At 71.5% G+C, this 25,506-nt stretch carries 27 protein-coding genes and 1 pseudogene; 13 read left to right on the top strand and 15 right to left on the bottom strand.

Translation table 11 applies throughout. The features are described from left to right. Positions 1–253: 253 nt before the first annotated feature. Together OHU89_RS14055 and OHU89_RS14050 are read right to left on the bottom strand one after the other, a co-directional pair. Positions 254–694 carry a hypothetical protein gene (locus OHU89_RS14055; protein WP_405642825.1) on the bottom strand — a complete coding sequence of 147 codons (441 nt, stop codon included), beginning with the start codon at positions 692–694 and terminating at the stop codon, positions 254–256. Next, positions 685–1,332 carry an ATP-binding protein gene (locus OHU89_RS14050; protein WP_405642823.1) on the bottom strand — a complete coding sequence of 216 codons (648 nt, stop codon included), beginning with the start codon at positions 1,330–1,332 and terminating at the stop codon, positions 685–687. Before OHU89_RS14050 ends, OHU89_RS14055 begins: the two co-directional genes overlap by 10 nt. Before the next feature lie 239 nt (positions 1,333–1,571). Between OHU89_RS14050 and OHU89_RS14045 the strand changes: the two genes are divergently transcribed. From OHU89_RS14045 to OHU89_RS14035, 3 genes and pseudogenes are all read left to right on the top strand, one after another. Next, the gene (locus OHU89_RS14045; protein WP_266828601.1) at positions 1,572–2,432 is read left to right on the top strand and encodes a helix-turn-helix transcriptional regulator; all 861 of its coding nucleotides are present in this window, start codon (positions 1,572–1,574) and stop codon (positions 2,430–2,432) included. Then, entirely contained in the window at positions 2,433–2,687 is a 255-nt protein-coding gene (locus OHU89_RS14040) for a DUF397 domain-containing protein (protein ID WP_266828603.1), read from the top strand. Positions 2,688–2,719: 32 nt separating this feature from the next. Continuing rightward, positions 2,720–3,289, top strand: a pseudogene (locus tag OHU89_RS14035) (SAM-dependent methyltransferase); the annotation flags it as partial. Here OHU89_RS14035 and OHU89_RS14030 read toward each other — a convergent pair. The 3 genes from OHU89_RS14030 to OHU89_RS14020 all read right to left on the bottom strand — a co-directional run bounded on the left by OHU89_RS14030 (position 3,285) and on the right by OHU89_RS14020 (position 6,993). Then, entirely contained in the window at positions 3,285–3,494 is a 210-nt protein-coding gene (locus OHU89_RS14030; protein ID WP_405655103.1) for a hypothetical protein, read from the bottom strand. The pseudogene OHU89_RS14035 and the gene OHU89_RS14030 sit on opposite strands and share 5 nt — an antisense overlap. Positions 3,495–3,551: 57 nt before the next feature. After that, on the bottom strand, positions 3,552–5,051 hold the full coding sequence (locus tag OHU89_RS14025; RefSeq protein ID WP_405642821.1) for a PEP/pyruvate-binding domain-containing protein: 1,500 nt from the start codon (positions 5,049–5,051) through the stop codon (positions 3,552–3,554). Positions 5,052–5,520: 469 nt separating this feature from the next. Next, the gene (locus OHU89_RS14020) at positions 5,521–6,993 is read right to left on the bottom strand and encodes a PLP-dependent aminotransferase family protein (protein ID WP_405642819.1); all 1,473 of its coding nucleotides are present in this window, start codon (positions 6,991–6,993) and stop codon (positions 5,521–5,523) included. A 47-nt stretch (positions 6,994–7,040) separates the two neighbouring features. On the opposite strand from OHU89_RS14020, the gene OHU89_RS14015 reads away from it, so the two are divergent. Further along, on the top strand, positions 7,041–7,517 hold the full coding sequence (locus OHU89_RS14015; protein ID WP_267016202.1) for a carboxymuconolactone decarboxylase family protein: 477 nt from the start codon (positions 7,041–7,043) through the stop codon (positions 7,515–7,517). 124 nt (positions 7,518–7,641) lie between these two features. On the opposite strand, the gene OHU89_RS14010 is transcribed toward OHU89_RS14015, so the two are convergent. From OHU89_RS14010 to OHU89_RS13995, 4 genes are all read right to left on the bottom strand, one after another. After that, positions 7,642–9,129: a glutamate synthase subunit beta gene (locus tag OHU89_RS14010; RefSeq protein ID WP_405642817.1), complete on the bottom strand. Its 1,488-nt coding sequence runs from the start codon at positions 9,127–9,129 to the stop codon at positions 7,642–7,644. Positions 9,130–9,289: 160 nt separating this feature from the next. Continuing rightward, positions 9,290–9,769 (bottom strand): DUF1772 domain-containing protein, encoded by a 480-nt coding sequence (locus OHU89_RS14005; protein WP_046262712.1) that lies wholly within the window; start codon positions 9,767–9,769, stop codon positions 9,290–9,292. A gap of 226 nt (positions 9,770–9,995) precedes the next feature. Beyond that, positions 9,996–10,691, bottom strand: coding sequence for a DUF2293 domain-containing protein (locus tag OHU89_RS14000; protein ID WP_405642815.1), 696 nt, complete (start codon positions 10,689–10,691; stop codon positions 9,996–9,998). A 56-nt stretch (positions 10,692–10,747) separates the two neighbouring features. Next, complete coding sequence (locus OHU89_RS13995; protein WP_405642813.1) at positions 10,748–11,449, bottom strand: NAD(P)-dependent oxidoreductase; 702 nt, start codon at positions 11,447–11,449, stop codon at positions 10,748–10,750. Positions 11,450–11,548: 99 nt separating this feature from the next. Here OHU89_RS13995 and OHU89_RS13990 point away from each other — a divergent pair, with 99 nt between their 5' ends. From OHU89_RS13990 to OHU89_RS13975, 4 genes are all read left to right on the top strand, one after another. Continuing rightward, positions 11,549–11,944 (top strand): helix-turn-helix domain-containing protein, encoded by a 396-nt coding sequence (locus tag OHU89_RS13990; RefSeq protein WP_266893907.1) that lies wholly within the window; start codon positions 11,549–11,551, stop codon positions 11,942–11,944. Between the two features lie 17 nt (positions 11,945–11,961). Next, positions 11,962–12,603 (top strand): uridine kinase, encoded by a 642-nt coding sequence (locus OHU89_RS13985; protein WP_405642811.1) that lies wholly within the window; start codon positions 11,962–11,964, stop codon positions 12,601–12,603. Positions 12,604–12,683: 80 nt separating this feature from the next. Further along, positions 12,684–13,097 (top strand): PPOX class F420-dependent oxidoreductase, encoded by a 414-nt coding sequence (locus tag OHU89_RS13980; RefSeq protein WP_405642809.1) that lies wholly within the window; start codon positions 12,684–12,686, stop codon positions 13,095–13,097. 112 nt (positions 13,098–13,209) lie between these two features. Beyond that, complete coding sequence (locus OHU89_RS13975; protein WP_266893913.1) at positions 13,210–13,638, top strand: CBS domain-containing protein; 429 nt, start codon at positions 13,210–13,212, stop codon at positions 13,636–13,638. A gap of 100 nt (positions 13,639–13,738) precedes the next feature. Here OHU89_RS13975 and corA read toward each other — a convergent pair whose 3' ends face one another. Further along, complete coding sequence (gene corA, locus OHU89_RS13970) at positions 13,739–14,866, bottom strand: magnesium/cobalt transporter CorA (RefSeq protein WP_266893915.1); 1,128 nt, start codon at positions 14,864–14,866, stop codon at positions 13,739–13,741. A gap of 258 nt (positions 14,867–15,124) precedes the next feature. Between corA and OHU89_RS13965 the strand changes: the two genes are divergently transcribed. Further along, complete coding sequence (locus tag OHU89_RS13965) at positions 15,125–15,919, top strand: methyltransferase domain-containing protein (protein WP_405642807.1); 795 nt, start codon at positions 15,125–15,127, stop codon at positions 15,917–15,919. 242 nt (positions 15,920–16,161) lie between these two features. On the opposite strand, the gene OHU89_RS13960 is transcribed toward OHU89_RS13965, so the two are convergent. Both OHU89_RS13960 and OHU89_RS13955 read right to left on the bottom strand, forming a co-directional pair. Next, positions 16,162–17,106, bottom strand: coding sequence for a carbohydrate kinase family protein (locus OHU89_RS13960; RefSeq protein ID WP_405642805.1), 945 nt, complete (start codon positions 17,104–17,106; stop codon positions 16,162–16,164). Continuing rightward, entirely contained in the window at positions 17,103–18,011 is a 909-nt protein-coding gene (locus OHU89_RS13955; protein ID WP_405642803.1) for a pseudouridine-5'-phosphate glycosidase, read from the bottom strand. Before OHU89_RS13955 ends, OHU89_RS13960 begins: the two co-directional genes overlap by 4 nt. Positions 18,012–18,109: 98 nt before the next feature. On the opposite strand from OHU89_RS13955, the gene OHU89_RS13950 reads away from it, so the two are divergent. After that, positions 18,110–18,538 (top strand): VOC family protein, encoded by a 429-nt coding sequence (locus OHU89_RS13950; RefSeq protein WP_405642801.1) that lies wholly within the window; start codon positions 18,110–18,112, stop codon positions 18,536–18,538. Between the two features lie 47 nt (positions 18,539–18,585). Here OHU89_RS13950 and fdhA read toward each other — a convergent pair whose 3' ends face one another. The 3 genes from fdhA to OHU89_RS13935 form a co-directional block, all read right to left on the bottom strand. After that, positions 18,586–19,818 carry a formaldehyde dehydrogenase, glutathione-independent gene (gene fdhA / locus OHU89_RS13945; protein WP_365394596.1) on the bottom strand — a complete coding sequence of 411 codons (1,233 nt, stop codon included), beginning with the start codon at positions 19,816–19,818 and terminating at the stop codon, positions 18,586–18,588. Between the two features lie 129 nt (positions 19,819–19,947). Further along, positions 19,948–20,502, bottom strand: coding sequence for a methylated-DNA--[protein]-cysteine S-methyltransferase (locus OHU89_RS13940; RefSeq protein ID WP_405642799.1), 555 nt, complete (start codon positions 20,500–20,502; stop codon positions 19,948–19,950). A gap of 78 nt (positions 20,503–20,580) precedes the next feature. Then, positions 20,581–21,453 carry a glycerophosphodiester phosphodiesterase gene (locus OHU89_RS13935; protein ID WP_405642797.1) on the bottom strand — a complete coding sequence of 291 codons (873 nt, stop codon included), beginning with the start codon at positions 21,451–21,453 and terminating at the stop codon, positions 20,581–20,583. 280 nt (positions 21,454–21,733) lie between these two features. Here OHU89_RS13935 and OHU89_RS13930 point away from each other — a divergent pair, with 280 nt between their 5' ends. The 3 genes from OHU89_RS13930 to OHU89_RS13920 all read left to right on the top strand — a co-directional run bounded on the left by OHU89_RS13930 (position 21,734) and on the right by OHU89_RS13920 (position 25,501). Next, positions 21,734–22,600 carry an MHYT domain-containing protein gene (locus OHU89_RS13930; RefSeq protein WP_405642795.1) on the top strand — a complete coding sequence of 289 codons (867 nt, stop codon included), beginning with the start codon at positions 21,734–21,736 and terminating at the stop codon, positions 22,598–22,600. A gap of 40 nt (positions 22,601–22,640) precedes the next feature. Next, positions 22,641–24,770: an excinuclease ABC subunit UvrB gene (gene uvrB, locus OHU89_RS13925; protein WP_405642793.1), complete on the top strand. Its 2,130-nt coding sequence runs from the start codon at positions 22,641–22,643 to the stop codon at positions 24,768–24,770. 152 nt (positions 24,771–24,922) lie between these two features. Further along, positions 24,923–25,501 (top strand): TerD family protein, encoded by a 579-nt coding sequence (locus tag OHU89_RS13920; protein WP_046263565.1) that lies wholly within the window; start codon positions 24,923–24,925, stop codon positions 25,499–25,501. Positions 25,502–25,506 lie beyond the last annotated feature (5 nt).

The raw sequence follows: 25,506 nt of genomic DNA, 5'->3' as shown, positions 1-25,506 counted from the left end.
CAGACGGATGCGCGGGGACGCGCGGGCGTACGCCGTGGTGGCGGCCGGCCGGGGTTCGCGGCTCGGCCTCGGGTCGGCCACCCAGGTGGGGCTTGCGCCTCGGATACCCACTGCCGCGGTCCGCGCCCCGCTGCGCGGTCGCCCTGCCTCAGGGCCGACCTGCCGGAGGCCTACGGCGATCCCCCGCCTCGCCTGCCTCACGGACCGTCCTAGGACACGGCGTCCTCAGCCCCTTCGGCCAACCGTCGGAGACCTACGCGCTGATCGACCGCGACCAGGTCGGCGTGGTCCCCGTGACCCGGCACAGCGCCAGATACAGCGGGATCGGCGGTGTGTACGGAAGCTTGCCCTCGGGGCGGTGGATCAGGTCGGGGGCCACCGGCGCGTCCGGAACGATCGCGCCGGTGGTGTACTGGGCGGGAGCGGGCCACTCCAGGGCGTAGTCGGAGTCCGACGGGACGAGCCACCACCAGTGCGTCTCATCGGCGTAGACGCACCCCGCACGGGGCAGCCGGGGCATCAGGAGCGGGCCGAAGCGGGCGGGTATCGCCACCGCGTCGCAGCCCAGGGGGGTGGTCATCCCGTCGGGGACAGGGAGGCGGCGGGGTGCGGCCGGGGTGTGCAGGCCGCGCCGGAGGCGGACCAGCGTGTCCAGGGTCAGTACCTTGCCGCCGGTCGCGGGCCTCACAGCCATGGACCCCCCGTCCCGTGATGCCGCGCCGTTCCGTCGTGTCGCGCGTCCGCGTCGTCGTGCTGGCCGCCCGAGCCGTCGGCGGGGCCGGGCTTGGGGCGGGCTCCCCAGCCCAGGTCGTTGCAGGGGCCGCAGTCGTGGCGCGGGGCGTCGGCCTTGCGGGGCAGCTCCGCCCAGACCAGCAGACCGGGGCCGTGTTCATGGGCTCCCCAGGCGTGACAGAGGGCGTCGACGAGGAGCAATCCCCTCCCGTGCTCCTCCTCGCCCCGCTGCGCCACCGACGGATGGACCTCACCCGGTGCGCAGCCCTCGTCACGCACGGCTATTCGCACCAGCTCGTCGCCGTCGTGGAGCTCGCACACTATGTGGCTGCTCGCCGTGTGCACGATCGCGTTGGTGACCAGCTCGGTGACCACCAGGGCCGCCGAATCGCAGATGTCCTCGCAGACGGACCAGCCGTTCAGCCGGGCCCGCGTCAGCCGTCTGGCCTGGGCGGGAGAACCCGGATGGGCGGCCAGCTCAAACCGGAACCGGCGCTCGGCAGCGGCCCCACCAGGGGTTGCTCCCGGAGCAGCGCCGAGGCTGTGGGGGCCTGCGGCGGCGTCTGTTCCTAAGGGCGCGGACGGAATCACGCTTGCCACTATCGCCCCGCCGTGAACACTTGGCAAGTGTCACTCTGAAAATTGCAGAGTGCTGTGTGACGGTCTGGAAGGCCGTGGCACACTGCTCGCAACAGCATGTCGAGCGGCGCCAGTTGAGATCACCGGAGATCCGACCAGGTCTTCGAATAGGTCTTCGAATGGCGCCGTCCGGCTGCCAGGATTCTTTTGCACAGGTTTTTACGGGTCTTCGGACCTCAGGGACGTCCAGGAGGTGGAGGGTGAGCGAGCCGCGGTCCGCGCCGACGGTCGGCCAGGTCGTCCTCGGCCGGCGCCTGCTGGACCTGCGTGAACGCGCCGGTCTCAAGCGTGAGGAGGCCGCCCGCGTCCTGCGCGTCGCCCCCGCCACGGTCCGCCGGATGGAGATGGCCGAGGTCGGCCTCAAGATCCCGTATCTCCAGCTGCTCCTGAAGTCCTACGGCGTCTCCGAGGAGGAGGCCGACGCCTTCGTGGAGCTGGCCGAGGAGGCCAACAAACCCGGCTGGTGGCAGCGGTTCCACGACATCCTGCCGGGCTGGTTCTCGATGTACGTCAGCCTCGAGGGCGCCGCCGGCCTCATCCGGTCCTACGACCCCCACTTCCTGCCCGGACTGCTGCAGACCGAGGAGTACGCGCGCGGCGTCCTGAAGTCGGGGGCCATCGGCCAGACCAGCCCGGACGACATCGAACGGCACGTCGCACTGCGAGTACAACGCCAGGAACTGCTCACCCGTCCCGACGCGCCGCGGTTCTGGGCCGTGGTGGACGAGACCGCGCTGCGCCGCCCCGTCGGCGGCCCGGAGGTGATGCGTGCCCAGATCGACAAGTTGCTCGAGGCCACGAAGCTGCCCAACGTGACCCTGCAGGTCGCCCCGTTCGCCAACGGGCCGCACCCCGGCACGTACGGGCCCTTCGTGCTGTTCCGATTCGCCGTGCCGGAGCTTCCGGACATGGTCTACAGCGAGTACCTGACCGGCGCCGTCTATCTCGACGCGCGCCCCGAGGTGGCGACCCATCTCGAGGTCATGGACCGCATGGCGGCGCAGGCCGCTACGGCACATCGCACGAAGGAGATCCTCCGGGATCTCCGCAAGGAGCTGTGAATGGATCGCATCAAGCCGCGCATACCGGTCTACAACGGCATGCCCGCGCGGGAGTTGGGCAGCGAGGGCTGGCACAAGCCGTGGAGCGGCGGCAACGGCGGCAACTGCCTGGAGGCGATGAAGCTGGCCGACGGACGGATCGCCGTCCGTCAGTCCACGGACCCGGACGGTCCGGCGCTGATCTACACCAGTGACGAGATGACGGCCTTCATCGAGGGCGCCAAGGCGGGGGAGGCGGACTTCCTGCTGTCGTGACGTGGTTGCTGTGACATAGGCATGCTTAAGCAATGGTTGAGATCGACACCGGCAAACCCCACCCCGCCCGGATGTACGACTGGTACCTCGGCGGCACTCACAACCACCCGGTAGACGAGGCGATGGGCCGGCAGATGCTGGCCCTCGATCCCAGAGTTCCGGTCATGGCCCGGGTCAACCGGGCCTTCATGCACAGATCCACGAACTGGCTGGCCCGCCAGGGCATCCGCCAGTTCCTGGACATCGGCAGTGGCATACCCACGGAGCCCAACCTCCATCAGATCGCCCAGAAGATCACGCCCGGCGCGCACGTCGTCTACTGCGACAACGACCCGATCGTCCTCGCCCACGCGGCGGATCTGCTCCGGGGCACGGACGACGCCGTGACGGAGTACCTGCGGGCCGACTTCCGTGACACGGACGCCATCGTGAAGGGCGCGCGGAAGATCCTGGACTTCGACCGCCCCGTCGCGCTGTCGCTCGTGGCCCTGCTGCACTTCGTTCCGGACGAGGACGGCGCGTACGAACTGGTCGCGCGGCTTCTCGACCGACTGCCCTCCGGCAGCTACCTGGTGGCCAGCCACGCGACCGCCGACTTCACGGGGCGAGCGCGGGATCCAGGGTCCGTACGACGAGCACGGCGTCCTCGGGCTGCGGCCCCGTCCCGTCCCAGACGGTCCCGACGGCCCGCCCACCGGACACCCCTCGCATCCCGTCGCGGTTCCCGCCGCCCCGCTCGGCGACGACACCTCCGGCCTCCGTCAGCCGGAACGCGTCCGGCAACGGCGCCGACTCGTCCAGCGGCACCCGTGCCCCGAGATCGGCGGGCAGCGGCGCGCCGCGCAGCCCCGCGGCCAGCTCCCGTCACCGCAGGAGCCCGACCCGCTCCGCGTCGAGCCCGAGCCGCCGCGCCGCCTCCCGCACGAGCCGCACCTGGAGCTCCTGCACCCAGCGGATGCGGAGGCGGAGGGATTCACGGGGCGGGAGGGCGGTGGTGGGGGAGTGGAGCGTGCCGAGCCCGGGTTCCGACGGGACGTTCTCGGCGGCCTCCGGCACGCGGGACCTCGGCACGGCCTGCTCCTCGTCGCCGGCCACGTCCGCCGGCGCCGGGAGCCGCCTCCGCTTCCGCAGACTCGGTGAGGTGAGCGCCAGGACCACCGGGTTCTCGGCGATCACCCGCTCGTCGGGCAGGCCACGCGCGCGTGCCGTCTCCAGGGCGGCCAGTGCCGTGCCCGCCGCAGTACGGCTCTTCGGGGGCTCCTTGAGGAGCGTTCCCGCGAGGGCCTTCTGGGCGTGCAGGGAGACCAGGGTCCTGCGGGTCCAGCGGACCTCCGCGACCAGGGGGGACGAGGAGAGCGCCGACAGCCGCGGTATCTCGGCGAGGCGGCGGTCGACGTCCGCCACGAGGTCCGTCGCCAGACCCGGCAGCGCCGCGGCGAGGCGGCCCACCCGCCAGGCGGCGCCCAGTCGGCGGGCTCCCGGCGCCGGGTTGAGCAGCGCCAGCCACCGGTGCCGCGGACCCGTGGTGCCGAGCAGCCGCAGGTCGGCGGCGGCCCGACCGCCGACCGTCGTGACCACCGGCACCGTCCGCAGCAGCCGCCGCGGCGCGCTCCCGCCGATGTCGAGCGCGGCGGCGAGCCCGCGGGCCATCGGCGCCACCCACAGGTCCTCCTCCAGTGGCACCAGCTGCCCGGGCAGCGTCTCCGCCACCGGACCGGGCCCGAGCAGCCGTGCCCCGTGCGGCGGCCGCGCCGCCATCGCCGTGATCGGGCGGCTCTGGAACAGCCACAGCCGCCCGTCCCCGTCGAACCCGAACTCGATGTCCTGAGGCCCGCCGAAAATCTGCCGGGCCCGCCGCGCGAGCCGCGCGAGGCGGGCCAGCTCGGAGCGGGTGAGCAGCGAACCCGCCTCGGAAGGCTCCGTCCGCAGCAGTCGTCCCCGCCCGCTCAGCCAGTAGTTGGTGCCCGCCTGTTCCCCGCTGACCAGCGTGTCAGGACCGCCCCGCACCGCGCTCACCAGCATCCGGTCGGTCCGCCCCTCCACGGGATCGGCACCGAACATGACCCCGCCGACCCGCGCCGCGAGCATCGGCTGCACGAGCACCGCCATCGGCGCCGTGGCCCCGTCGGGCCGTACCGCGGAATCGAGCACGGTCCGCACCGCCGTACGGAAGTCCTGCCATCCCCGCACGTCCAGGACGGAGGCGAACTGGCCCGCCAGGGACGACTCCTCCGTGTCCTCCTGGGGCGAGGAGGACCGTACGACGAGCGGGCGTGCGCCGCCGTCGGAGAGCTCCTGCCAGGCCCGCCGCAGGGCGACCGGGTCGTCGCCCCCTTCGTACGGGATCACGAAGCCGGGGAGCACCGCCAGCCCCGCACCGGCCGCGCGCGAGGTTCGCGGCCTTGGACCCCGCGTCGGCGGGCACCGCGGCGCCGGGACGCTCGAGCGGGACGGTGACCGGGGCATGGGCGTCGGCCAGACCGAGGGCCACCTCGCCCCGAGGCCTGTCCCCGTCGCGTGCACCTTCTCCGTGACGTTCGTCGAGCGTCGTCATCGCTCACCCTCCAGGACCGGCCGCCAACAGGGGGGACGCGCGGGGGTGGCCCTGCGCCTGACGGCGGAACGAAGGATGGGGCGAGCCGCTGCCGATCCCGCCGGGGGTCCGACGGCAGCACACCTCCTGCTGGAATGATCCCACCGCTGTCGGTTCCCAGGTCGGTCGGAAGCCACTTTTCGGACGTACGGCGAGGAATCAGGAGCACCGGAGGAGAGCGTCCGGGGCGCGCTCCTTCGCAGGCAGTACGCCGCGCCTCCTCCGGGGGAAGGAGACCCCTCAGCCGGCCTCGGGGGGCAGGACCCGGCACAGGGCGTCCAGCGCCGCGCCGTACGCGTGCTCCGAGGGCGTCGCGTATCCGACGACGAGCCCGTCGTAGGCCGGTACGGCGGTCTCGGACGGCTCCGGTGCCTTCGATGCCTCCGGCGCCTTCGGTGCCCCCGGGTGCCGGAACTCGGCGAGGCCGTCCAGCGCGATGCCCGCCCAGGCGGCCGCCTTCAGCGCGGACCGCTCGGTGCCGGGCGGCAGCCGCAGCACCGCGTGCAGCCCGGCCGCGACCCCGGTCACCTCGATGTGCGGGGCGTGCTCGGCCAGCGCCGCGACCAGGCGGTCACGGCGGCTCCGGTAGTGCTGCCGCATGCGCCGCACATGACGGTCGTACGACCCCGACGACAGGAAGTCGGCGAGGCTCAGCTGGTCGAGGACGCTCACCCAGGCCTCCCGCTCGCCCTTGGCCGCGAGCACGCCGGCGACATAGCGTTCCGGCAGCACCATCCACCCCAGCCGCAGCGCGGGCGACAGGCTCTTGCTGACCGAACCGACGAAGATCACCCGCTCCGTGTCGAGGCCCTGGACCGCGCCGACGGGTTTGCGGTCGTAGCGGAACTCCCCGTCGTAGTCGTCCTCCAGCACCACCCCGCCACGCGCGCGTGCCCAGTCGACGACGGCCGCCCGCCGCTCGGCGTGCAGCGGCCCGCCGGTCGGGAACTGGTGCGCGGGCGTGAGCAGCACGGCCCGCTCCCGCGCCAACCGGCTCACGTCGGCGCCGTGTTCGTCCAGGGGGAGCGGTACGGTCCGGACGCCCGCGTCGGCGAGGAGCTCGCGGTGGAAGGGCAGACCGTACGCCTCGACGGCCAGGGTGCCGCGCAGGACCGCCGTCCGGGACAGCAGCCGCAGCGCGTGCGCGAAACCGGAGCAGATCACGATCCGGTCCGGCTCGGTGCGCACGCCACGCGCGCGTGCCAGGTACTCCGTGAGCGCTTCCCGCAGCTCGACGCGGCCCGCGGGGTCGCCGGGGCCGAACACCTCGTGGGGCGCCTGCTGAAGGGCCCGCCGGTAGGAGGCCAGCCAGGCGGCGCGCGGGAACGTCGACGCGTCCGGGGTGCCCTGCCGCAGGTCGTGCCGGGGGCCACGCGCGTGTGGAGGCGTTTTCACGGGTACGCGCGCGTGCTTCGGGCCGGGACGCAGCGGCTCGGTCCGCTCCGCGACCCGCGTCCCCGAGCCTTGGCGGGCGGTGAGCCAGCCCTCCGCGACGAGCTCGGCGTAGGCGTCGGCCACCGTGTTGCGGGCCACGCCCAGGTCGGCGGCGAGCGAGCGGTACGGCGGCAGCCGGGTGCCGGGGGTGAGCCGGCCACTGCGTACGGCCTCGCGCAGGGCATCGATGAGAGCGGCCCGTCTGCTGCCCGGCCCGGAGAGCTCCAGGTGCAGGTCGGAGCCGATCCGCTCCGCGGAATTGACCCACGATCTCGCCATGAAAATGCACCCTACAGCGGGTCTATCGGCCCCGTAGGTTGAGGGACATGACGACGAACACGAACACCGCCGCCGCTCCTCGCCTCAACTTCGCCAAGTCCGCCCCGAAGGTCTTCCGCGCCCTCATCGGCTTCGACGCCGCCGCCCGCGCGGGACTGGACCCGGCCCTGGTGGAACTGATCCAGATCCGCGCCTCGCACCTCAACCACTGCGCCTACTGCCTCCACATGCACACCAACGACGCCCGCAAGGCGGGCGAGAGCGAGGACCGGCTCCACATGGTCGCCGTCTGGCGCGAGGCCCGGCACTTCTTCACGGAGAAGGAGCAGGCGGCCCTGGCCCTGACCGAGGCGGTGACGCTGGTGGCCGACGGGGGCGTACCGGACGAGGTGTACGCGCAGGCCGCGGCGCGGTTCGAGGAGGAGGAGCTGGCGCAGGTGCTCGGGCTGATCTTCGCCATCAACACCTGGAACAGGCTGGCCCTGGCGACGAAGAAGGTGGCGGGGACGGACGAGCGGGTCTGAGTGTGGTCCGGGAGAGCCGGACGATCTTCGACTCGTCACGGAGACGACGTGGACGAGCGGATCCGAACGAGGGAGGGGCCGGCGGGCCGTGGCGCCCGCCGTCGCCGCCTGCGGCTCGGCCCGGCTACACCGTCATCGGCCGGTCGTACGGCCCGATCGGCGCCGGCAGTCGCGAACTCCCCGTCAGATGGCGGTCGACCGCCGCCGCCACCGCCCGCCCCTCCGCGATCGCCCACACGATGAGCGACTGTCCCCGGGCGGCATCCCCCGCGGCGAACACCCCGGGAGCGCTGGTCGCGAATTCGGCGTCCCGGGTGATCGTGCCGCGCGGCTCCATCGCCAGCCCCAGCTGATCGACGAGCCCGTCCGCCCGGTCCGGCCCGGAGAAGCCGAGGGCGAGCAGGACGAGATCGGCGGGGAGCGTCCGCCCGGTGCCCGACACCGGGCGGCGCTCGGCGTCGACCTCGACCAGGTGCAGCGACCGCACCTGCCCGTCCGCGTCGCCGGTGAAGCGGAGCGTGGACGCCGCGAACAGCCGCGCGTCAGCGTCGGCCGCCGGCGCGGTCCGGAGATCGCCGGCCTCCTCGTGCGCGGCCGACAGCCGGTAGATCTTCGGATACGTCGGCCAGGGCTCGGCGTCCTCGTCGCGCTCGGCGCCGGGCTGGGCGTAGATGTCCAACTGGCTGACGGACGCGGCCCCTTCGCGCACCGCCGTCCCCAGACAGTCGGCCCCCGTGTCCCCACCGCCGACGATGACGACATGCTTCCCGGCGGCGGACATCGGGGAGCTCTCCAAGTCCCCCTCGCACACCCGGTTGGCCAGCGGCAGATACTCCATCGCCTGGTGGATCCCCGCCAACTCCCGCCCAGGCACGGACAGTTCACGCCATGTCGTGGCCCCGGTCGCGATCACCACCGCGTCGTACCGGGCCCGCAGCTCCGCCGCCCCGATGTCCCGCCCGACCGCCGTCGACGTACGGAACTTCGTGCCCTCGGCCCGCATCTGCTCGATCCGCCGCTGAAGATGGTGCTTCTCCATCTTGAACGCGGGGATGCCGTACCGCATCAGCCCGCCGAGGCGGTCGTCCTTCTCGTACACCGCGACCGTGTGCCCCGCCCGGGTCAGCTGCTGCGCCGCCGCGAGTCCGGTCGGCCCCGACCCGATCACCGCGACCGTGCGCCCGGAGAGCCGGTCCGGCGGCCGCGGTGGCGCGAACCCCAGCTCCCAGGCCCGGTCGGCGATCGCGGCCTCGACGTTCTTGATGGTGACCGCGGGCTGGTTGATGGCGAGCACACACCCCGCCTCGCAGGGCGCCGGGCACAACCGACCCGTGAACTCGGGGAAGTTGTTCGTGGCGTGCAGCCGGTCGGCGGCCTGCCGCCAGTCGTCCCGGCTGACCAGGTCGTTCCACTCGGGGATCAGATTCCCGAGCGGACAGGCCTCGTGGCAGAAGGGTATGCCGCAGTCCATACAGCGGTCTGCCTGTTTGTTGATGATGGGCAGCAAGGCCCCGGGGACGTACACCTCGTCCCAGTCCCCGACCCGTTCCTCGACGGGCCGGCGAGGCCACTCCTGGCGAGGGGTGGTCATGAATCCCTTGGGATCGGCCATGGCCGTCTTCCTTGCGTGGGCGTCGACGGGCCGTGCGTCATCGGGCGGCACCCTTTCGGCCACGATACGTCCCGTCGGCCACTCGCGCAGGGGGGAAGACAGGGTGAGGGGACAGCGCTTTCCGGCGGCTCCTCGGGGCTGTCCCCGTGCCCGCGCGCGACTACGTGAGGGCCAGCACGTACGACACCGCCGCGGCGCCCGAGGCGACCATGCGGACGTGGTTCCAGACCGTCCACTCACGCACATACTCCGGCCAGTACGCGGCCGCTTCGGCCGTCCCCGCGTCCAGCCTCATCAACGTGTCGTTGCGCGGCACGTTCGCGACCATGGTCACGCCGAACGAGCCGAACAGATACAGCGCGCTGCCCAGCAGCAGTTCCACCGTCCCCTCGTCCGGCCACAGCACGAACGTCACCACCGCGATCACCGCGCACAGCACCGCCGACCCGGCGAACACGAGCATGAACGCGGGCCGCAGCGCGGTCACGTTGATCGCCTTCATCGCGGCGACGCCCTGCGCCGGCGGCAGCGCGGCGAGCCCCTTCATCACGAAGGTGGAGAAGGCGCAGAAGACCCCGGCCACCAGGCCGGTCCCGAGCACACCCAGCACCGTCAGTACGAAGTACGGTCCCTCGATCATGTCGTCAACTCCCGCATCGAGCCGAGATCCTGCCCGGCACCAACCGTCACCACAAGTGAATTCCCGTACGGGAAGGGTCACCATGGCCGAAGGCCGCGCGGGCATACGCGAGCGTCCAAAGAGGAGAACCTCCCCCTGCCGCCGCCCTCCGAATCACCGGTCCACTCCCGGGCGCGGCGGCACGGCGGCACAGCCCGGCGGTGCCGTGGGACCGCGGCCCGCCCCCTCAACCGGCCTCGGCCTCCGTCGCCCGCCATCCGCCCAGCATCGTCTCCACGGCCGCCGCGATCCGCCTGCGCGCCTCGTGCCGCGACACCCCGCTCATCAGCAACTGGTCGTACGGCGTGTCCAGATGCCGTACGGACGCCACGACCGCCGAGACCACCGCCCCCTCGGACAGCGCCCGCCCCGCCGCACTCCGCCCCACGCGCCCACTGCCCCGCACCGAGGCATGCGCCGCGATCCCCTGCGCCCGCTCCACCGGGCAGCCGGGAAACAGCCGCCGTATCTCCGCCGTGAACGCGTCCGTGAACCGCACGTCCGCCGCCGCCCGCCGCCGCGCGTCCCGCGACCGGCGCCGTCGCCGCGCCTCGGCGTCCGCGAGGCACCGCACCTCCGCCCGCGTGAGCGCCTCCTCCTCGACGAGCACGCCCTGCCGCTCGTATCTCGCCCTGCGCCGGTTGAACCGGACGACCACCGCCGACAGCGCGCTCTCCTCCCGCGCCCTGCGCGTCAGCGCGGTGTCGCCGCGCGGCAGGAACACCAGATGCCCGAGGTCGGCGCAGTCCAGACACCGCGGCGCCCCCTCCTCCAGCACCAGCAACGACAACGGCCCGCCCCGGCACTCGGCGCACTGCTTCCGCCTGAGGGGCTGGACGACGAGAATCCCGGTGCGGCGCGGGGGAGTCGCGAGGCGAGACATACCGGGTTCATTCCCGCGAGCGGGCCATGAACCACGGCCTTGTCCTACTCGGTGTCCTATTCGGCGTCCGATTCGGTGTCCTGTTCGGCGTCGACCACCGACACCCGCGTCCGATGCGCCGTGGGCCGCTCGATCTCGTCGACCACCGCCACGGCGAGGTCCGCGTACGACAGGACACGCGTCCCCTCGGGCACCCGCTCCCCGCCGAGCACATAGCGCCCGGTGCGCGGAGCGTTCTCCTCCAGTCCTCCTCCCGGTGTGAGCATCGCCCAGTCGACGAAGCCGCCGTCACTCTCCGCCCGCAGCCGGCTCAGCCCCGCCGTGTGCGCCAGCGCGAACGGCCGGATCTCCGGCGGGAACACCGAGGGGTCGTCCATCACCGGCCGCCCGTCCGCCCCGAGCAGATTCGCGCCCAGCCCCACGGCGACCAGTCGCCGCACGCCCGCCGCGGTGAGCCCGCCGACCAGCGCGTCCGCCGCCTTCACGAAGAAGTCCGGGTCGAGCGTGTCGAAGCCCTGCTCCGGCCCGCTGAACGGCGACACCGCGTGCACGGCGGCCAGGTGTCCGCCCGCCACGGAACCGACCGAACCGGGATCCGTCACATCACCCCGGACCACGGCCACCCCGTCCGCCCCGAGCTCCGCATACCGCGCCGGATCCCGCACCGCGGCCGTCACCTCGTACCCACGCCGCCGGGCCTCCGCCGTGACGGCCCGCCCTGCCCGCCCGCCTGCTCCGAAGACGACGATCCCACTCATGCCCGACCTCCTTGCCACGCACCGCGGTTCGGTGCCTGACCTGGACGTTAGAGACACAAGGGCCGGTTACTTCAACGGTATCGGCGCTAACCTCGACCGATGACCGACTCCCCGGACGGCACCCGACCGGCTCCGCTGGATCCCGACATGTTCGACGCTGTCTGCCCTTCCTCGGTGATGCCCTTCCGGGTCGGGGACAAGTGGACCGGCATGGTCATCCGCTGCCTCGAAGGGGGCCCGCGCCGCTTCACCGAACTCCGGGTCCCGCTCAGGGCCGTCACCCCCAAGGTCCTCGCCGAGACCCTGCGCGCGATGGAGCGCGACGGCCTTCTCACCCGCACCGCGTACGAAGAGAACCCGCCCCGCGTCGAATACGCCCTCACCCCTCTCGGCCGCACGCTGATCCCCCTGCTCGACGCCGCCCGCGCCTGGAGCGAGACCCACCTCCCGCATCTGCTCGCCGCCCGTCGGGTCCATGAGCGGGACGCGTCCTGACCGTCGGCTGACGCATCATGGGCCGTGTGCGACTCGAAGCGATCACCTGGGAGCGGCTCGGCGACGTGCTGGCCGACCGTCTGCTCGACCTGAAGCCGGCCGACGACAGTCCCTGGCCGCGCGTCGCCTTCGACGGTGCCCCCGCGGCCCGCCCGCAGGATCTCGCCGAGCGCGTCTCCGAGGCCCTGCGGATACGCGGCCGCCCTTCGCTCGTCGTCGGCACCCAGGGCTTTCTGCGCCCTGCCTCGCTCCGTCTGGAGTACGGCCGCCAGGATGTGGAGGCGTACTACGACGGCTGGTTCGACACCGGCGCCCTGTGGCGCGAGGTCTTCGGCCCCCTCGAACCGGGCGGCGACGGCCGCGTCCTGCCCGACCTGTGGGACCCTGACACCGACCGCGCCACCCGCAGCCCCTACGTCCAACTCCCGTCCGGCGGCGTCCTGTTGCTGCACGGCCCCCTCCTGCTGCGGCACTGGTTCCCCTTCGACCTGTCCGTCCACGTCCTCCTCTCCCCGGGCGCCCTGCGCCGACGTACCCCCGAAGCCGACCAGTGGACCCTGGAGGCCTTCGAGCGCTACGCGGACGAGACCGACCCCGCCGGCACCGCCGACGTCCTGGTGAGGGCCGACGACCCCCGGCACCCGGCATGGGGCGGCTGATCCGCTACTTCCGGCCGTTCTCCGGGGGAGATCCACCAAACCGCTTTTATATGCGCGTGCATATAACTAGGGTGAGTGCCATGACGACTTCCTCGAGCGATCCCCTCCCTTTCGGCGACTCCGTCCGCGCCCTCCTCGACGGCAAGAACTTCGCCAGCGTCGCCACCCTCGGCCCCGACGGCTCCCCGCAGAACTCGGTGGTCTGGATCAAGCGCGAGGGCGACACCGTCCTCTTCTCCTCCACCGACCGCCGCCAGAAGGTCCGCAACCTCCGCCGCGATCCCCGGATCAGCGTCTCGGTCTACGACCTCGCCAACCCCTACACCTCGGTCGAGATCCGCGGCACCGCCGAGATCCTCCCGGACCCGGACAAGCAGCTCCCGTACGACCTCTCGCACAAGTACCTCGGCGTCGACCCGCCCGCCGAGAAGGAGGACGAGGTCCGCGTGATCATCCGCATCGTGCCGCGGAAGATCGTCGGATTCTCGGCCTGAGCGGCTCCCCGGTTCCGGGTGCGGGGGCCCGGCGGCGCGGCGAGAATGTAGGGCGCCGGGACCAGCGGCGCGCCCCGCGCCGCGCCGGCCGTCCGGCACCGGGAGGTACTTCATGACCACCGCCGGAGACATCATGCACCGCGGCGCCCAGTGGATCCCCGCCCACGAGACCCTGGACCGCGCCGCCCAGCTGATGCGCGAGCTCAATGTCGGAGCCCTGCCCATCAGCGACGAGAACGAACGGCTCTGCGGCATCCTCACCGACCGCGACATCGTGATCGGCTGTGTGGCCATGGGGCACGACCCCGCCAAGGTCACGGCCGGTGAGATGGCCCAGGGCACCCCGCGCTGGATCGAGGCGGGCGCCGACGTCGGCGACGTGCTCCGCGAGATGCAGGACCACCAGATCCGCCGGCTCCCCGTCATCGAGAACAAGCGCCTGGTCGGCATGATCAGCGAGGCCGACCTGGCCCAGCACCTGTCGGAGGACCAGATCCACACCTGGGCGGAGAGCGTCTACGCGAAGAGCTCGATGCGCTGATCCGCGAGGCGCGGTCGGGGGTGGGCACGGTCGGGGGTGGACTCCGCCCGCCTTCGACGGGTGGAGTCCACCCCGTCCACCCCCGGTTCCTCCTCGGGGTTCAGAGCCAGCCGCTGCGCCGGAAGCCGCGGTACAGCGTCAGACACGCGACGGCTATCACGCTGAGGACCAGGGGATAGCCGAACATCCAGCGCAGTTCCGGCATGTGCTCGAAGTTCATGCCGTACACCCCGCAGACCATCGTCGGCACGGCGACGATCGCGGCCCAGGCCGTGATCTTCCGCATGTCCTCGTTCTGTGCGACCGAGACCTGGGCGAGGTGTGCCTGCAGGATCGAGTTGAGCAGTTCGTCGAAGGCGGCGATCTGCTCCTTGGCGCGCAGCAGATGGTCGGACACATCGCGGAAGTAGGCCTGTATCTCCGGGGCGACCGCCCGTATCGGCCGGGTGGAGAGCTCCTCGATGGGCCGGGTCAGCGGGACCACGGCCCGCTTCAGCTCCAGGAGTTCGCGCTTGAGCTGGTAGATACGCCCCGGGTCCAGCCGTGCGCCGTTCTCGGAGAAGACGTCCGACTCGACCTGGTCGAGGTCGGCCTGCACCAGGTCGGTGACGTGCAGATAGTCGTCGACCACATGGTCCGCGACCGCGTGCAGCACCGCGGCGGGGCCCTTGGCGAGCTGCTGCGGGTCGGCCTCCAGTTCCTCGCGCAGCGGGCCCAGCGAGCCGTGCATGCCGTGCCGGACCGTGATCACGAAGTCCTCGCCGACGAACACCATGATCTCGCCGGTGTTCACCACCTCGCTCGTCGCCGTGAGCTCCTCGTGCTCGACGTAGCAGACCGTCTTGAACACCGCGAACAGTACGTCGTCGTACCGCTCCAGCTTCGGCCGCTGATGTGCCTCGATCGCGTCCTCCACCGCCAGCGGATGGAGCTCGAAGAGTTCCGCGATGCCCGCGAACTCCTGGTCCGTCGGTTCATGGAGACCGAGCCAGACGAAACCGTCGCCGTGCTTGCGCACCCGCTCCACCGCGTCGACCAGGTCGCTGCCGCCCAGGACGCGTCCGCCGTCCCGGTACGTCACGCAGTTCACCACGGAGGAACCCAGGGGGGATCGGGCCGGGTGGCTCAGGTCGACGCGCCGGCGCCGCCGCGCCAACCGCGCCACCTTGCGGAGGCCGCCGACCCTGCTGAGGCTCGTGACCTTCCGCAGATTCCCTGCCATGGACATCTGGATCTCCTTGGGTGGATCCCCGCTCACCGCATCTCTGCGCCCTGGCCGGCCAGTCTGCCAGCTTGGGGTAAAAGGCGTGCAAGCCTGTGGGAACAGGATGTTCCGCTTTGTTCCCGCCTGTGGACGACGGGCTTCGGCCGCTGTGACGGCGGGGTGACTGCCGTTGGTTCCGGCGTGCACCGTCGTACGGTGGCGTTTCGGGGCGCCGGAGCGTCGACCCGTATGGACAAGACTGGCAAATGGGATGATCGCGACATGATGCGAACCGACGGGTATCTCCTCGACAACCAACAGGCCGAGGCCGCAGAGCGCTTCGACGCCTTCGCCGCCCTCTTCGACCCCACGACGTTCCGGCACCTCGAGTCGTTCGGCATCGGACCCGGCTGGCGCTGCTGGGAGGTCGGCGCCGGCGGCACGTCCGTGGTGTCCTGGCTGGCCAAGAAGGTCGGCCCGACCGGACGGGTCGTCGCGACCGACATCGACACCTCGCGGCTCGCCCCGGCCGCCCGCCCGCCGGTCGAGGTCCGGGTCCACGACGTGGGCGCGGAGGAGGCGCCGGGGGAGGGCTTCGACCTCGTCCACGCCCGCCTCGTCCTCGTCCACGTGCCCGACCGGGAACGGGCGTTGCGGTCGATGGCCGAGTCCCTGCGCCCCGGCGGCCGCCTCCTGATCGAGGACGCCGACCCCGCCCTCCAGCCCCTGACCTGCCCCGACGACCGCGGCCCCGCCGAGCAGTTGGCGAACCGTCTGCGCCAGGGCTTCCGCCGGCTGCTAGCCGACCGCGGCGCCGACCTCTCCTACGGCCGCCGCCTGCCGCGCCTGCTCCGCGAGGCGGGCCTGCACCGTGTGGAGGCCGACGCGTACTTCCCGCTCAGCTCACCCGCCTGCGCGGCCCTGGAGTCCGCCACGATCCGCCAGATCCGCGGTCAACTCGTCACCGCGGGCCTCGCCACGGACGACGACATCGACCAGCACCTGGCGAACGTCGCGGCGGGCGGCATGGACCTGGCCACGGCGCCGATGATCTCGGCGTGGGGGCGCAAGGCGTAGGGCGGGGCGGGGATCGGCGTGCGGGAGGGGCCGGCAGCCGCGGTCCCTTTCGTTGACGGCGGCCGGGAACGGCCGGCGATCGGGCGCCGACAGGGGCGGGTGACGGACGTTGGGGCGGCGCCGCTCGGGTCCGGGAGGCGGCGCGGAGCGGCCCACGGCGCCGGTCCACCACGGGCCACCGCCCGGCACTCTGTGGGGATCGGCGGTCCGCTCCCCACGAGCCGCCGCCCCGGTGCCGAACGTCAGCCGGCCACGGCCGGCGGTCTGCCGCCCACCCGCTCGACCGCCATCGCCCCCGCCCGGCACCCCTCCCGCGCCGCCTCCTCGGGCTCGGCACCCGTGAGGAGAGCGGCGAGGAACGCGCCCGTGAACGCGTCGCCCGCGCCCGTGGTGTCCCTGGGCGTCGCCGGTACGGCCGGGACCTGGGTGAGCACCGTGCCCGAGCGGGCCAGCAGCGCACCGTCCGCCCCCTGTTTGGCGACCACCAGCGGGACGTGGTGGCTCAGCTTGGCCGCCGCGTCCGCCGGGTCGGGCAGCCCCGTCAGCAGACACGCCTCGTCACGGCTGGGCAGCAGGACGTCGATCCCCTCCACCAGCGTCAGGAAACGGTCGACGCCGAGTTCCACGAGGAACCCCGTCGACGCCGGATCCAGGCTCACCGGCACACCACGCGCGCGTGCGGCGGACAGGGCCACTTCCACCAGCGCCCGGCTCGGCTCCGAGAACAGCAGGTAGCCCGACAGATGCAGGCGGGCCACCCCGTCGAGCAGTGCGTCCGACCAGTCGTCCGGATCGAACCGCAGGGCCGCGCCGCTGTCCGTGAGGAACGTCCGCTCGGCCGCGGCGCCCGTGTCGACGAGGCAGATCACCGTCCCGGTCGGCGCCTGCGCATCGACGACGAGACGGGGCCGTACCCCGCAGGCCACCAACTCCCGCTCGTGCCATGCGGCCGCGTCCGCACCCACCCGCCCGAGCAGCCGTACCTCGACGCCGCCCCGACCGGCCGCCCAGCAGGCCACGTTGGCCCCCGCCCCGCCCGGCAGCGTCCGGATCGCCGCAGCCGTGTCGGTGCTCGGCGCGAGTGGTCCCCGGTGCCGGGCCACGATGTCGGTGACGACGTCACCGACGACCAACAGCGCACCACCCGGAGCCGGTTCGGCCCAGGCACCGTCCGCCGCGACCGTCACGCCCCGGCCCAGGCCGCCGCGATCCGCCCCGCCAGTCGGACGTTGCCCCGCACCGCCGCCAGATTGGCGCTCAGGGAGGCGCCGTCGGTGTGCCGTACGAGGTAGGAGAGGAGGAACGGCGTGACCCCCTGACCGGTGACCCCCGCCTCCTCGGCGGCCCGCAACGCGTCCGCGAGCACGCGCGCGTGGAGCTCCGGGTCCAACTGCTCGGCCTCGGGGACCGGGTTGGCGACGATCAGCGCCGACCTGGGTCCGTCCAGGGTGTCCTGGGCCCGCATCACGTCCGCGACCTGCTGCGGGGAGTCCAGCGTCCAGTCCACCGGATGCCCCGAATCGGACAGGTAGAAGCCGGGGAAGCGGTCCGTGCCGTACCCGGCCACCGCCACGCCCAGTGTCTCCAGCCGCTGCAGGGTCGCCGGCACGTCGAGGATCGACTTCACGCCCGCGCAGACCACCGTGATCCGCGTGCGCGCCAGCAGCCCCAGGTCCGCCGACTCGTCCTGCGTCACCGTCCACTCCCGGTGCACCCCACCGAGCCCTCCGGTCGCGAACACCCGCACACCCGCCAGCGCCGCCAGCTGTGCCGTCGCCGACACCGTGGTCGCCCCGCTCGCCCCGGCGGCCACCGCGAGCGGCAGGTCACGATGGCCCAGCTTGCGGATCCCGTCCTCGTTGGCCACCCGCTCCAACTGCTGCTTGTCCAGGCCGACATGGGGTCGCCCGTCCAGCACCGCGATCGTCGCGGGAACGGCACCCTCCTGCCGTACGACGTCCTCCAGCTCCAGCGCCACCTGCAGGTTCCGCGGCCGCGGCAACCCGTGGGCGATGATCGTGGACTCGAGGGCCACCACGGGTCGACGCGCGTCGACCGCCTCGCGCACTTCCTCCGACAACACCAGCACCACGCGCCTGCCTCCTGTCGATGGGTCCTCCCTGATCTCTGGCGGGCAGCACACCCGGCCAAACCCTTGCGGGCTGTGGGGGACGACATCAGCCTGGGGACATGACGGACAACGCCACACGTCTCGACCATGTCGTCCTCTGGGTGCGCGACCCGGTGGCATCGGCCGACTTCTACGAGAAGGCAGTCGGCATGGCACCCCTGAGGATCACCGACTACGCCGCGGGAGCGGTGTCCTTCCCCTCTGTACGACTCAATGACGAGACCATCTTCGACCTGATGCCGCTCACCATGACGCACCGCATGACGATGCTCCCCGGCGCCACCGAGAGCTCGGGACATCCCGTCAACCATGTCTGCCTGGCCCTGCCCGGCGACGACTTCCAGGCACTCCGCGTCCGCCTGGAGGAGCAGGCGGTGCCCGTCTCGGACTTCTTCTACGACTCCTTCGGCGCCCGCGGCATGGCCCGCCGCAGCTTCTACTTCCGCGACCCCGACGGGAACGTCTTCGAGGCCCGCCACTACGAGTAGTGGGGCGTGGCGAGGGGGCCACACGTGCGTGGCCCCCTCCAGAGGTGTCAGACCGGCCGTACGCCGTCCAGCGCCCCATGCGGGTCGAGCACGTACTTTCGGCTGGCGCCCTGGTCGAACTCGGCGTAGCCGCGGGGTGCGTCCTCGATGCCGATCACGGTCGCGTTGACCGCTTTGGCGATGTGCACGCGCTCGTGCAGGATCGCCCGCATCAGGTTCCGGTGGTACTGCATCACCGGGCACTGACCGGTGGTGAAGCGGTGACTCTTGGCCCAGCCGAGCCCGAGCCGCACCTTCAGCGTCCCGGACTTCGCGTCCGCGTCGACCCCGCCCGGGTCGTCCGTGACGTAGAGACCGGGAATGCCCAGAGCGCCGCCCGCGCGCGTGATGCCCATCAGCGAGTTGAGGACCGTCGCTGGCGCCTCAGGGGCCTGCGGGCCGTGGGCCCGTGCCTCGAAGCCGACCGCGTCGACCGCGGCGTCCACCTCGGGTTCCCCGAGGATCTGCGCGATCTGCTCGCCCACGCTGCCCCGAGAGACGTCGACGGTCTCGCAGCCGAAGCTCCGCGCCTGGGCGAGCCGCTCGGCGTTGAGGTCGCCGACGATGACGACCGCGGCGCCCAGCAGCTGCGCGGACGCGGCCGCCGCCAGGCCCACCGGCCCCGCTCCCGCGACGTACACCGTCGAACCGACGCCGGCACCCGAGCTCACCACGCCGTGGAAGCCGGTCGGGAAGATGTCCGACAGCATGGTCAGGTCGAGCAGCTTCTCGCGCGCCTGGTCCCGGTCCGGGAACTTCAGCAGGTTGAAGTCCGCGTACGGCACCATGGCGTACTCGGCCTGGCCGCCGACCCAGCCGCCCATGTCGACATATCCGTAGGCCGCCCCGGGCCGTGCCGGGTTGACGTTCAGACAGATGCCGGTCTTGCGTTCCTTGCAGTTGCGGCATCGCCCGCAGGCGATGTTGAACGGTACGGAGACGATGTCGCCGACGTCGAGGGTCTCGACGTCCGGTCCCCGTTCGACGACCTCTCCGGTGATCTCGTGTCCGAGGACCAGCCCCTCGGGCGCGGTCGTCCGCCCGCGCACCATGTGCTGGTCGCTGCCGCAGATGTTGCTGGCGAGCACCTTGAGGATCACACCGTGCCGGCACTTGCGGCCGACGTTGGCGACTGCGACCCCCGGCCCGTCCTGGAGCTCGAGCGTCGGGTAGTCGATGGTCCTGACCTCCACCGCGCCCGGCTTGAGATACGCGACTGCCCTGTTTCCGGTTGCGCTCATGCGTGATCGCCGTCCCTTCGGCTCCGAAGTCTTCGGATGCCAGTGGCTGTGCGCATGGCGGAGTCTGCTACCGCCGCAGCTTTCCGGCCAGCCTTCGCGCGGGGACGGATCCGGCCCGCTTTCCGGTCCTCAGAACAGCGGTTCCGGAAGCACTCCCTCCAGGGCGAGCAGCTTCCGCTTGGTCTCCAGACCGCCCCCGAACCCGCCGATGCCGCCGTCGCTCGCGACGACCCGGTGGCAGGGCACGACCACCGGCAGCGGATTGGCGCCCATTGCCGCCCCCACGGCCTGAGCCGCCCCCGGCTGGCCGACCCGTCCGGCCAGGTCGCCGTATCCCACGACGCTGCCGAACGGCACCCCGGACGCCAGCTCGCGCAGCACCTCACGGTTGAAGCCGGAGATCAGCGACCAGTCCAGCGGTAGCTCGAAGTCGTGCCGCGCGCCCGCGAAGTACGCCTCCACCTGGCGTATCGCCTCGGCCAGCAGCGGGGAGCCGGGCGTTTCCACGGGCTCGGTGCCCAGCCGGGACGCCAGCCGGTCGAGCGCGTGGTCGCGCACCGCCTCGGTGGCGTGGAACACGACGTTGACCAGACCCTCACGGGTCGCGGCCAGCAGCAGCGGACCGATGTCGGTGCCCACCACGGCCCACACGACCTGCTGCTCGTACTGCCCATGGCTGTTCATGCGACCCACCGTACGACCCGCCACTGACAACGCCCGGGGTGCGGCCGGAGTACGGCGGCTCCCCGGGCGGGGCGGCTCTCAGGGCGCTCCCACCGCGTCCCGCACCACGTCCGGCGTGTTGGTGATGATGCCGTCGACGCCGTACCTCGCGACCCGCCTCGCGGTCGCGGCGTCGTTGACGGTCCAGGTGAAGACCTCCAGCGGCTTGCCGTGCGCCCCCGTGAACGCCTGTACGGCGGAGACGTACCCGGTGGAGATGGTGCTGTGCGACGGGTTGATCTGGTCGGTGAACTGCGCGTAGACGGTCAGGTCCGCCACGGTCGGCGTGCCGAGCAGGCCGGTCTTGACGTCGGGCTTCAGCTTGTGGACGGTCCGCACGGAGTCCGCGCTGAAGCTCTGCACGATCAGCTTGGACCGGTGCTGCCGGTCGAGCCAGCTCTCGTTGGCGAGGACCTTGAGGGTCTGCTGCTCGATCCCCGGGTACAGCTCGGGGTTCTTGATCTCCAGCAGCAGCTTCTGGTGGTTGCGGTCGACGCGGTGCACGTACTGCTCCAGCGTCGGAACGCGCGCGCCCGCGTACGCGGGGCCGAACCAGCTTCCCGCGTCGAGACGCGCGATCTCGGCCGCCGTGAAGTCTTTCACCTTCCAGGGCGCCCGGTCGGGGAAGACCTCCTCGACGTCGGTGGTGCGCCGCAGGTTGTCGTCGTGAAGGACGACGAGCTCGCCGTCATGGGTGCGCTGGACGTCGTTCTCGACCCAGCGGATGCCCAGCTCGGCCGCCTTGTCGACGGCGGCCAGGGTGTTCTCGGGGGCGTAGGCGGACGCGCCCCGGTGGGCGATGACCGTCGGCGGTTCGCCGACCTCGACGGCGCGGACGTCGGAGGCTGGGAGCAGGAGGGTGGCAGCCCCCAGGAGCGCGGAGGTCGTGGCGGCAACTGCGCGCGCGTGCATGCTGACTCCTTGCGTCGAGCGATCACGGACAGCTCAACTGTGACAGCAGTGGGTCAACAGCAGGGGGGTACAGAATGACCACAGATTGAATGGGGTTGCCCAACTCCGCTCACTGGTGCCGCACAACTGCGGCAAGGGCGTGTTTCTTTGCCGGAAAATCGTTCGACCATTCCGGTGGGAGTCATACTCTCTGCCTCAACCCTGACCGCCCGGGCGGTCCTGGGAGGGGGCGTATTTCAGCACATTCCGGGACGCAAGAGGGCGGGAAGGACAGCCGCGCATGCAAGGCACGGTCGACGGATTCAGCTACGGACTCGTCACACCGCTGGTGGCCTACCTCATGGCTTGTCTGGGAGGTGCCCTCGGCCTGCGCTGCACCACCCGGTCCATGCTGGTCTCGAACTCCTGGAGACCCGGCTGGCTCGCCCTCGGATCCGCGGCCATCGGTTCCGGCATCTGGACCATGCACTTCGTCGCCATGATGGGCTTCACGGTCAAGGGCGCCCCGATCCACTACGACAAACCGACGACCTTTGCGAGTCTGGGCGTCGCCATAGTCATGGTGGGCGTCGGGATCTTCATAGTCGGCTACAAGGGCGCGAGCGGCACGGCCCTGTTCACCGGCGGCACCATCACCGGCCTCGGCGTCGCCTCCATGCACTATCTCGGCATGGCCGGAATGCGGTTCAACGGAAAGCTGGAATACAACACGCTCACCGTGGCCGCGTCCGTCGTCATAGCCATGTGCGCCGCCACCGCGGCCCTGTGGGCGGCCGGCCAGGTCAGAGGCTTCCTGTGGAGCGTCGGCGCGAGTCTCGTCATGGGGCTCGCCGTCAGCGGTATGCACTACACCGGCATGGCAGCCCTCAGCGTCCATCTGCACGGCGCCACCGGCGCCCCCTCCTCGGGCGACTCGCCCGCCGAACTGCTCGCGCCGATGATGGTCGGCCCCCTGGCCTTTCTGCTGATCGCCGGCGTCGTCGTGATGTTCGACCCGCTGATGGTCATGGGCAAACCCGAGTGGACCCCCGAGAACAAGCCCGGCATCCCGGCCCACGCCGACGCCCCGCACACCCCGCGCCGCACCTCGATCCGCACCCGCCGAGGCGTCGGCCACCGCAGCTCCCGCACCCCGCAGAACCGGTGATCGGACCGCGTTGTCAGTGGGGGGTCGTACGGTGGACTCCATGCGGCCCGTTTCCCAGATCGAACGCACGGTGGCGCCCTTCGAGGTCGTCAGTCCCTACCAGCCCAGCGGCGACCAGCCGGCGGCCATCGCCGACCTGGCCAAGCGCATCGAGGCCGGTGAGAAGGACGTCGTCCTCCTCGGTGCGACCGGCACCGGCAAGTCCGCCACCACAGCGTGGATGATCGAGAAGCTCCAGCGGCCCACCCTGGTGATGGCCCCGAACAAGACCCTGGCCGCCCAGCTGGCGAACGAGTTCCGGGAGCTGTTGCCGAACAACGCGGTCGAGTACTTCGTCTCGTACTACGACTACTACCAGCCCGAGGCCTACGTCCCGCAGTCGGACACCTACATCGAGAAGGACTCCTCGATCAACGAGGAGGTCGAGCGCCTGCGCCACTCCGCGACCAACTCGCTGCTCACCCGCCGTGACGTCATCGTGGTCGCCTCGGTCTCCTGCATCTACGGCCTCGGCACCCCGCAGGAGTACGTGGACCGCATGGTCCCCCTCAGGGTCGGCGACGAGATCGACCGCGACCAGCTGCTGCGCCGCTTCGTGGACATCCAGTACACGCGCAACGACCTGGCCTTCAGCCGCGGCACCTTCCGCGTCCGCGGCGACACCATCGAGATCTTCCCGGTCTACGAGGAACTCGCCGTCCGCATCGAGATGTTCGGCGACGAGATCGAGGCCCTGTCCACCCTCCACCCGCTCACCGGCGAGATCATCAGCGACGACCAGCAGCTGTACATCTTCCCGGCCTCCCACTACGTCGCCGGCCCCGAGCGCCTGGAGCGGGCGGCCAACGACATCGAGAAGGAACTGGGCGAGCGCCTCACCGAGCTGGAGAAGCAGGGCAAACTCCTGGAGGCCCAGCGTCTGCGCATGCGAACGACGTACGACCTCGAGATGCTCCGCCAGATCGGCTCCTGCTCGGGCGTCGAGAACTACTCGATGCACTTCGACGGCCGCGAGCCCGGCTCCCCGCCGAACACCCTGCTGGACTACTTCCCGGACGACTTCCTGCTCGTCATCGACGAGTCGCACGTCACGGTCCCGCAGATCGGCGCCATGTACGAGGGCGACGCCTCCCGCAAGCGCACCCTCGTCGACCACGGCTTCCGGCTGCCCTCCGCCCTCGACAACCGCCCTCTGAAGTGGGAGGAGTTCCAGGAGCGGATCGGACAGACCGTCTACCTGTCCGCGACGCCGGGCAAGTACGAGCTCTCCCGGGGGGACGGCGTCGTCGAGCAGATCATCCGCCCGACGGGCCTCATCGACCCGGAGGTCGTGGTCAAGCCCACCGAGGGCCAGATCGACGACCTGGTGCACGAGATTCGCAAGCGCACCGAGAAGGACGAGCGTGTCCTGGTCACCACGCTCACCAAGAAGATGTCCGAGGACCTCACCGACTACTTCCTGGAGCTCGGCATCCAGGTCCGTTATCTGCACAGCGACGTCGACACCCTGCGCCGCGTCGAACTGCTGAGGGAGCTGCGCTCCGGCGAGTACGACGTCCTGGTCGGCATCAACCTCCTGCGCGAGGGCCTCGACCTGCCCGAGGTGTCCCTGGTGGCCATCCTCGACGCCGACAAGGAGGGCTTCCTGCGCTCCGGCACCTCCCTGATCCAGACCATCGGCCGCGCGGCGCGCAACGTCTCCGGTCAGGTCCACATGTACGCCGACAAGATCACCCCGGCGATGGCGAAGGCCATCGACGAGACCAACCGGCGCCGGGAGAAGCAGGTCGCGTACAACACGGCGAACGGCATCGACCCCCAGCCGCTCCGCAAGAAGATCAACGACATCGTGGCGCAGATCGCCCGCGAGGACATCGACACCGAGCAGCTGCTCGGCTCCGGGTACCGCAAGCAGAAGGACGGCAAGGCCGCCAAGGCCCCCGTGCCCTCTCTCGGCGGCAAGGCGGCCAAGGGCGCCAAGGGCAAGGCCAAGGAGACCGTGCCCACCGACCGGCCCGCTGCCGAGCTCGCGGGGCAGATCGAGGAGATGACCGAGCGCATGCGCGCCGCCGCCGGCGACCTCCAGTTCGAGATCGCGGCCCGGCTGCGCGACGAGGTCTCCGAGATGAAGAAGGAACTGCGTCAGATGAGGGAGGCCGGCCTGGCCTGACGGGCGCCCCGTCCCCGCTGCGAACGCGCTGTGTTGCAAGACCGACACAAAGTGCGGACCTGGGTAGCGGCACTGTCAGTGCCACTGCGTAGGGTTCTGGTCAACCGCGGAGCCCGCGGTAACAGGGGACAGTTCGAGAGGGGAATCAGCGCGTGACCGTCAACATGACCAAGGGTCAGGCCATCAGTCTGCAGAAGAACGATGGCGGCAGCCTGACTTCGGTGCGCATGGGTCTCGGCTGGCAGGCGGCTCCCCGTCGCGGCCTGTTCGGCTCGCGCACCCGGGAGATCGACCTCGACGCCTCCGCTGTCCTGTTCGCGGACAAGCAGCCGGTCGACGTCGTCTTCTTCCGCCACCTGGTGAGCGACGACGGCTCGGTGCGCCACACCGGCGACAACCTCGTCGGCGGTGTCGGCCAGGGTGGCGACGACGAGGCGATCCTCGTCGACCTGGCGCGCATCCCGGTCCACATCGACCAGATCGTCTTCACCGTGAACTCCTTCACGGGCCAGACCTTCCAGGAGGTGCAGAACGCGTTCTGCCGCCTGGTCGACGAGACCAACGGCCAGGAGCTGGCCCGCTACACGCTCGCGGGCGGTGGCGCCTACACGGCCCAGATCATGGCGAAGGTGCACCGCACGGGCCCTGGCTGGACGATGACGGCCCTGGGTACTCCGGCCAACGGCCGTACCTTCCAGGACCTGATGCCGGCGATCCTGCCGCACCTGTAAGCCGC

The sequence above is a fragment of the Streptomyces sp. NBC_00019 genome, from assembly GCF_045041015.1.
Classification (GTDB): domain Bacteria; phylum Actinomycetota; class Actinomycetes; order Streptomycetales; family Streptomycetaceae; genus Streptomyces.
The sequence above is the reverse complement of the archived record's forward strand: the minus strand, read 5'-3'. Positions and strand labels throughout refer to the sequence as shown.

Excerpts from the sequence above, each read along its gene's own strand:
- OHU89_RS14055 (WP_405642825.1), bottom strand. The coding sequence starts at position 694 with ATGGCTGTGAGGCCCGCGACCGGCGGCAAGGTACTGACCCTGGACACG.
- OHU89_RS14040 (WP_266828603.1), top strand. The coding sequence starts at position 2,433 with ATGGATCGCATCAAGCCGCGCATACCGGTCTACAACGGCATGCCCGCG.
- OHU89_RS14020 (WP_405642819.1), bottom strand. The coding sequence starts at position 6,993 with ATGGCGAGATCGTGGGTCAATTCCGCGGAGCGGATCGGCTCCGACCTG.
- OHU89_RS14015 (WP_267016202.1), top strand. The coding sequence starts at position 7,041 with ATGACGACGAACACGAACACCGCCGCCGCTCCTCGCCTCAACTTCGCC.
- OHU89_RS14010 (WP_405642817.1), bottom strand. The coding sequence starts at position 9,129 with ATGGCCGATCCCAAGGGATTCATGACCACCCCTCGCCAGGAGTGGCCT.
- OHU89_RS14005 (WP_046262712.1), bottom strand. The coding sequence starts at position 9,769 with ATGATCGAGGGACCGTACTTCGTACTGACGGTGCTGGGTGTGCTCGGG.
- OHU89_RS14000 (WP_405642815.1), bottom strand. The coding sequence starts at position 10,691 with ATGTCTCGCCTCGCGACTCCCCCGCGCCGCACCGGGATTCTCGTCGTC.
- OHU89_RS13995 (WP_405642813.1), bottom strand. The coding sequence starts at position 11,449 with ATGAGTGGGATCGTCGTCTTCGGAGCAGGCGGGCGGGCAGGGCGGGCC.
- OHU89_RS13990 (WP_266893907.1), top strand. The coding sequence starts at position 11,549 with ATGACCGACTCCCCGGACGGCACCCGACCGGCTCCGCTGGATCCCGAC.
- OHU89_RS13985 (WP_405642811.1), top strand. The coding sequence starts at position 11,962 with ATGGGCCGTGTGCGACTCGAAGCGATCACCTGGGAGCGGCTCGGCGAC.
- OHU89_RS13980 (WP_405642809.1), top strand. The coding sequence starts at position 12,684 with ATGACGACTTCCTCGAGCGATCCCCTCCCTTTCGGCGACTCCGTCCGC.
- OHU89_RS13975 (WP_266893913.1), top strand. The coding sequence starts at position 13,210 with ATGACCACCGCCGGAGACATCATGCACCGCGGCGCCCAGTGGATCCCC.
- corA (WP_266893915.1), bottom strand. The coding sequence starts at position 14,866 with ATGTCCATGGCAGGGAATCTGCGGAAGGTCACGAGCCTCAGCAGGGTC.
- OHU89_RS13965 (WP_405642807.1), top strand. The coding sequence starts at position 15,125 with ATGATGCGAACCGACGGGTATCTCCTCGACAACCAACAGGCCGAGGCC.
- OHU89_RS13950 (WP_405642801.1), top strand. The coding sequence starts at position 18,110 with ATGACGGACAACGCCACACGTCTCGACCATGTCGTCCTCTGGGTGCGC.
- fdhA (WP_365394596.1), bottom strand. The coding sequence starts at position 19,818 with ATGAGCGCAACCGGAAACAGGGCAGTCGCGTATCTCAAGCCGGGCGCG.
- OHU89_RS13940 (WP_405642799.1), bottom strand. The coding sequence starts at position 20,502 with ATGAACAGCCATGGGCAGTACGAGCAGCAGGTCGTGTGGGCCGTGGTG.
- OHU89_RS13935 (WP_405642797.1), bottom strand. The coding sequence starts at position 21,453 with ATGCACGCGCGCGCAGTTGCCGCCACGACCTCCGCGCTCCTGGGGGCT.
- OHU89_RS13930 (WP_405642795.1), top strand. The coding sequence starts at position 21,734 with ATGCAAGGCACGGTCGACGGATTCAGCTACGGACTCGTCACACCGCTG.
- uvrB (WP_405642793.1), top strand. The coding sequence starts at position 22,641 with ATGCGGCCCGTTTCCCAGATCGAACGCACGGTGGCGCCCTTCGAGGTC.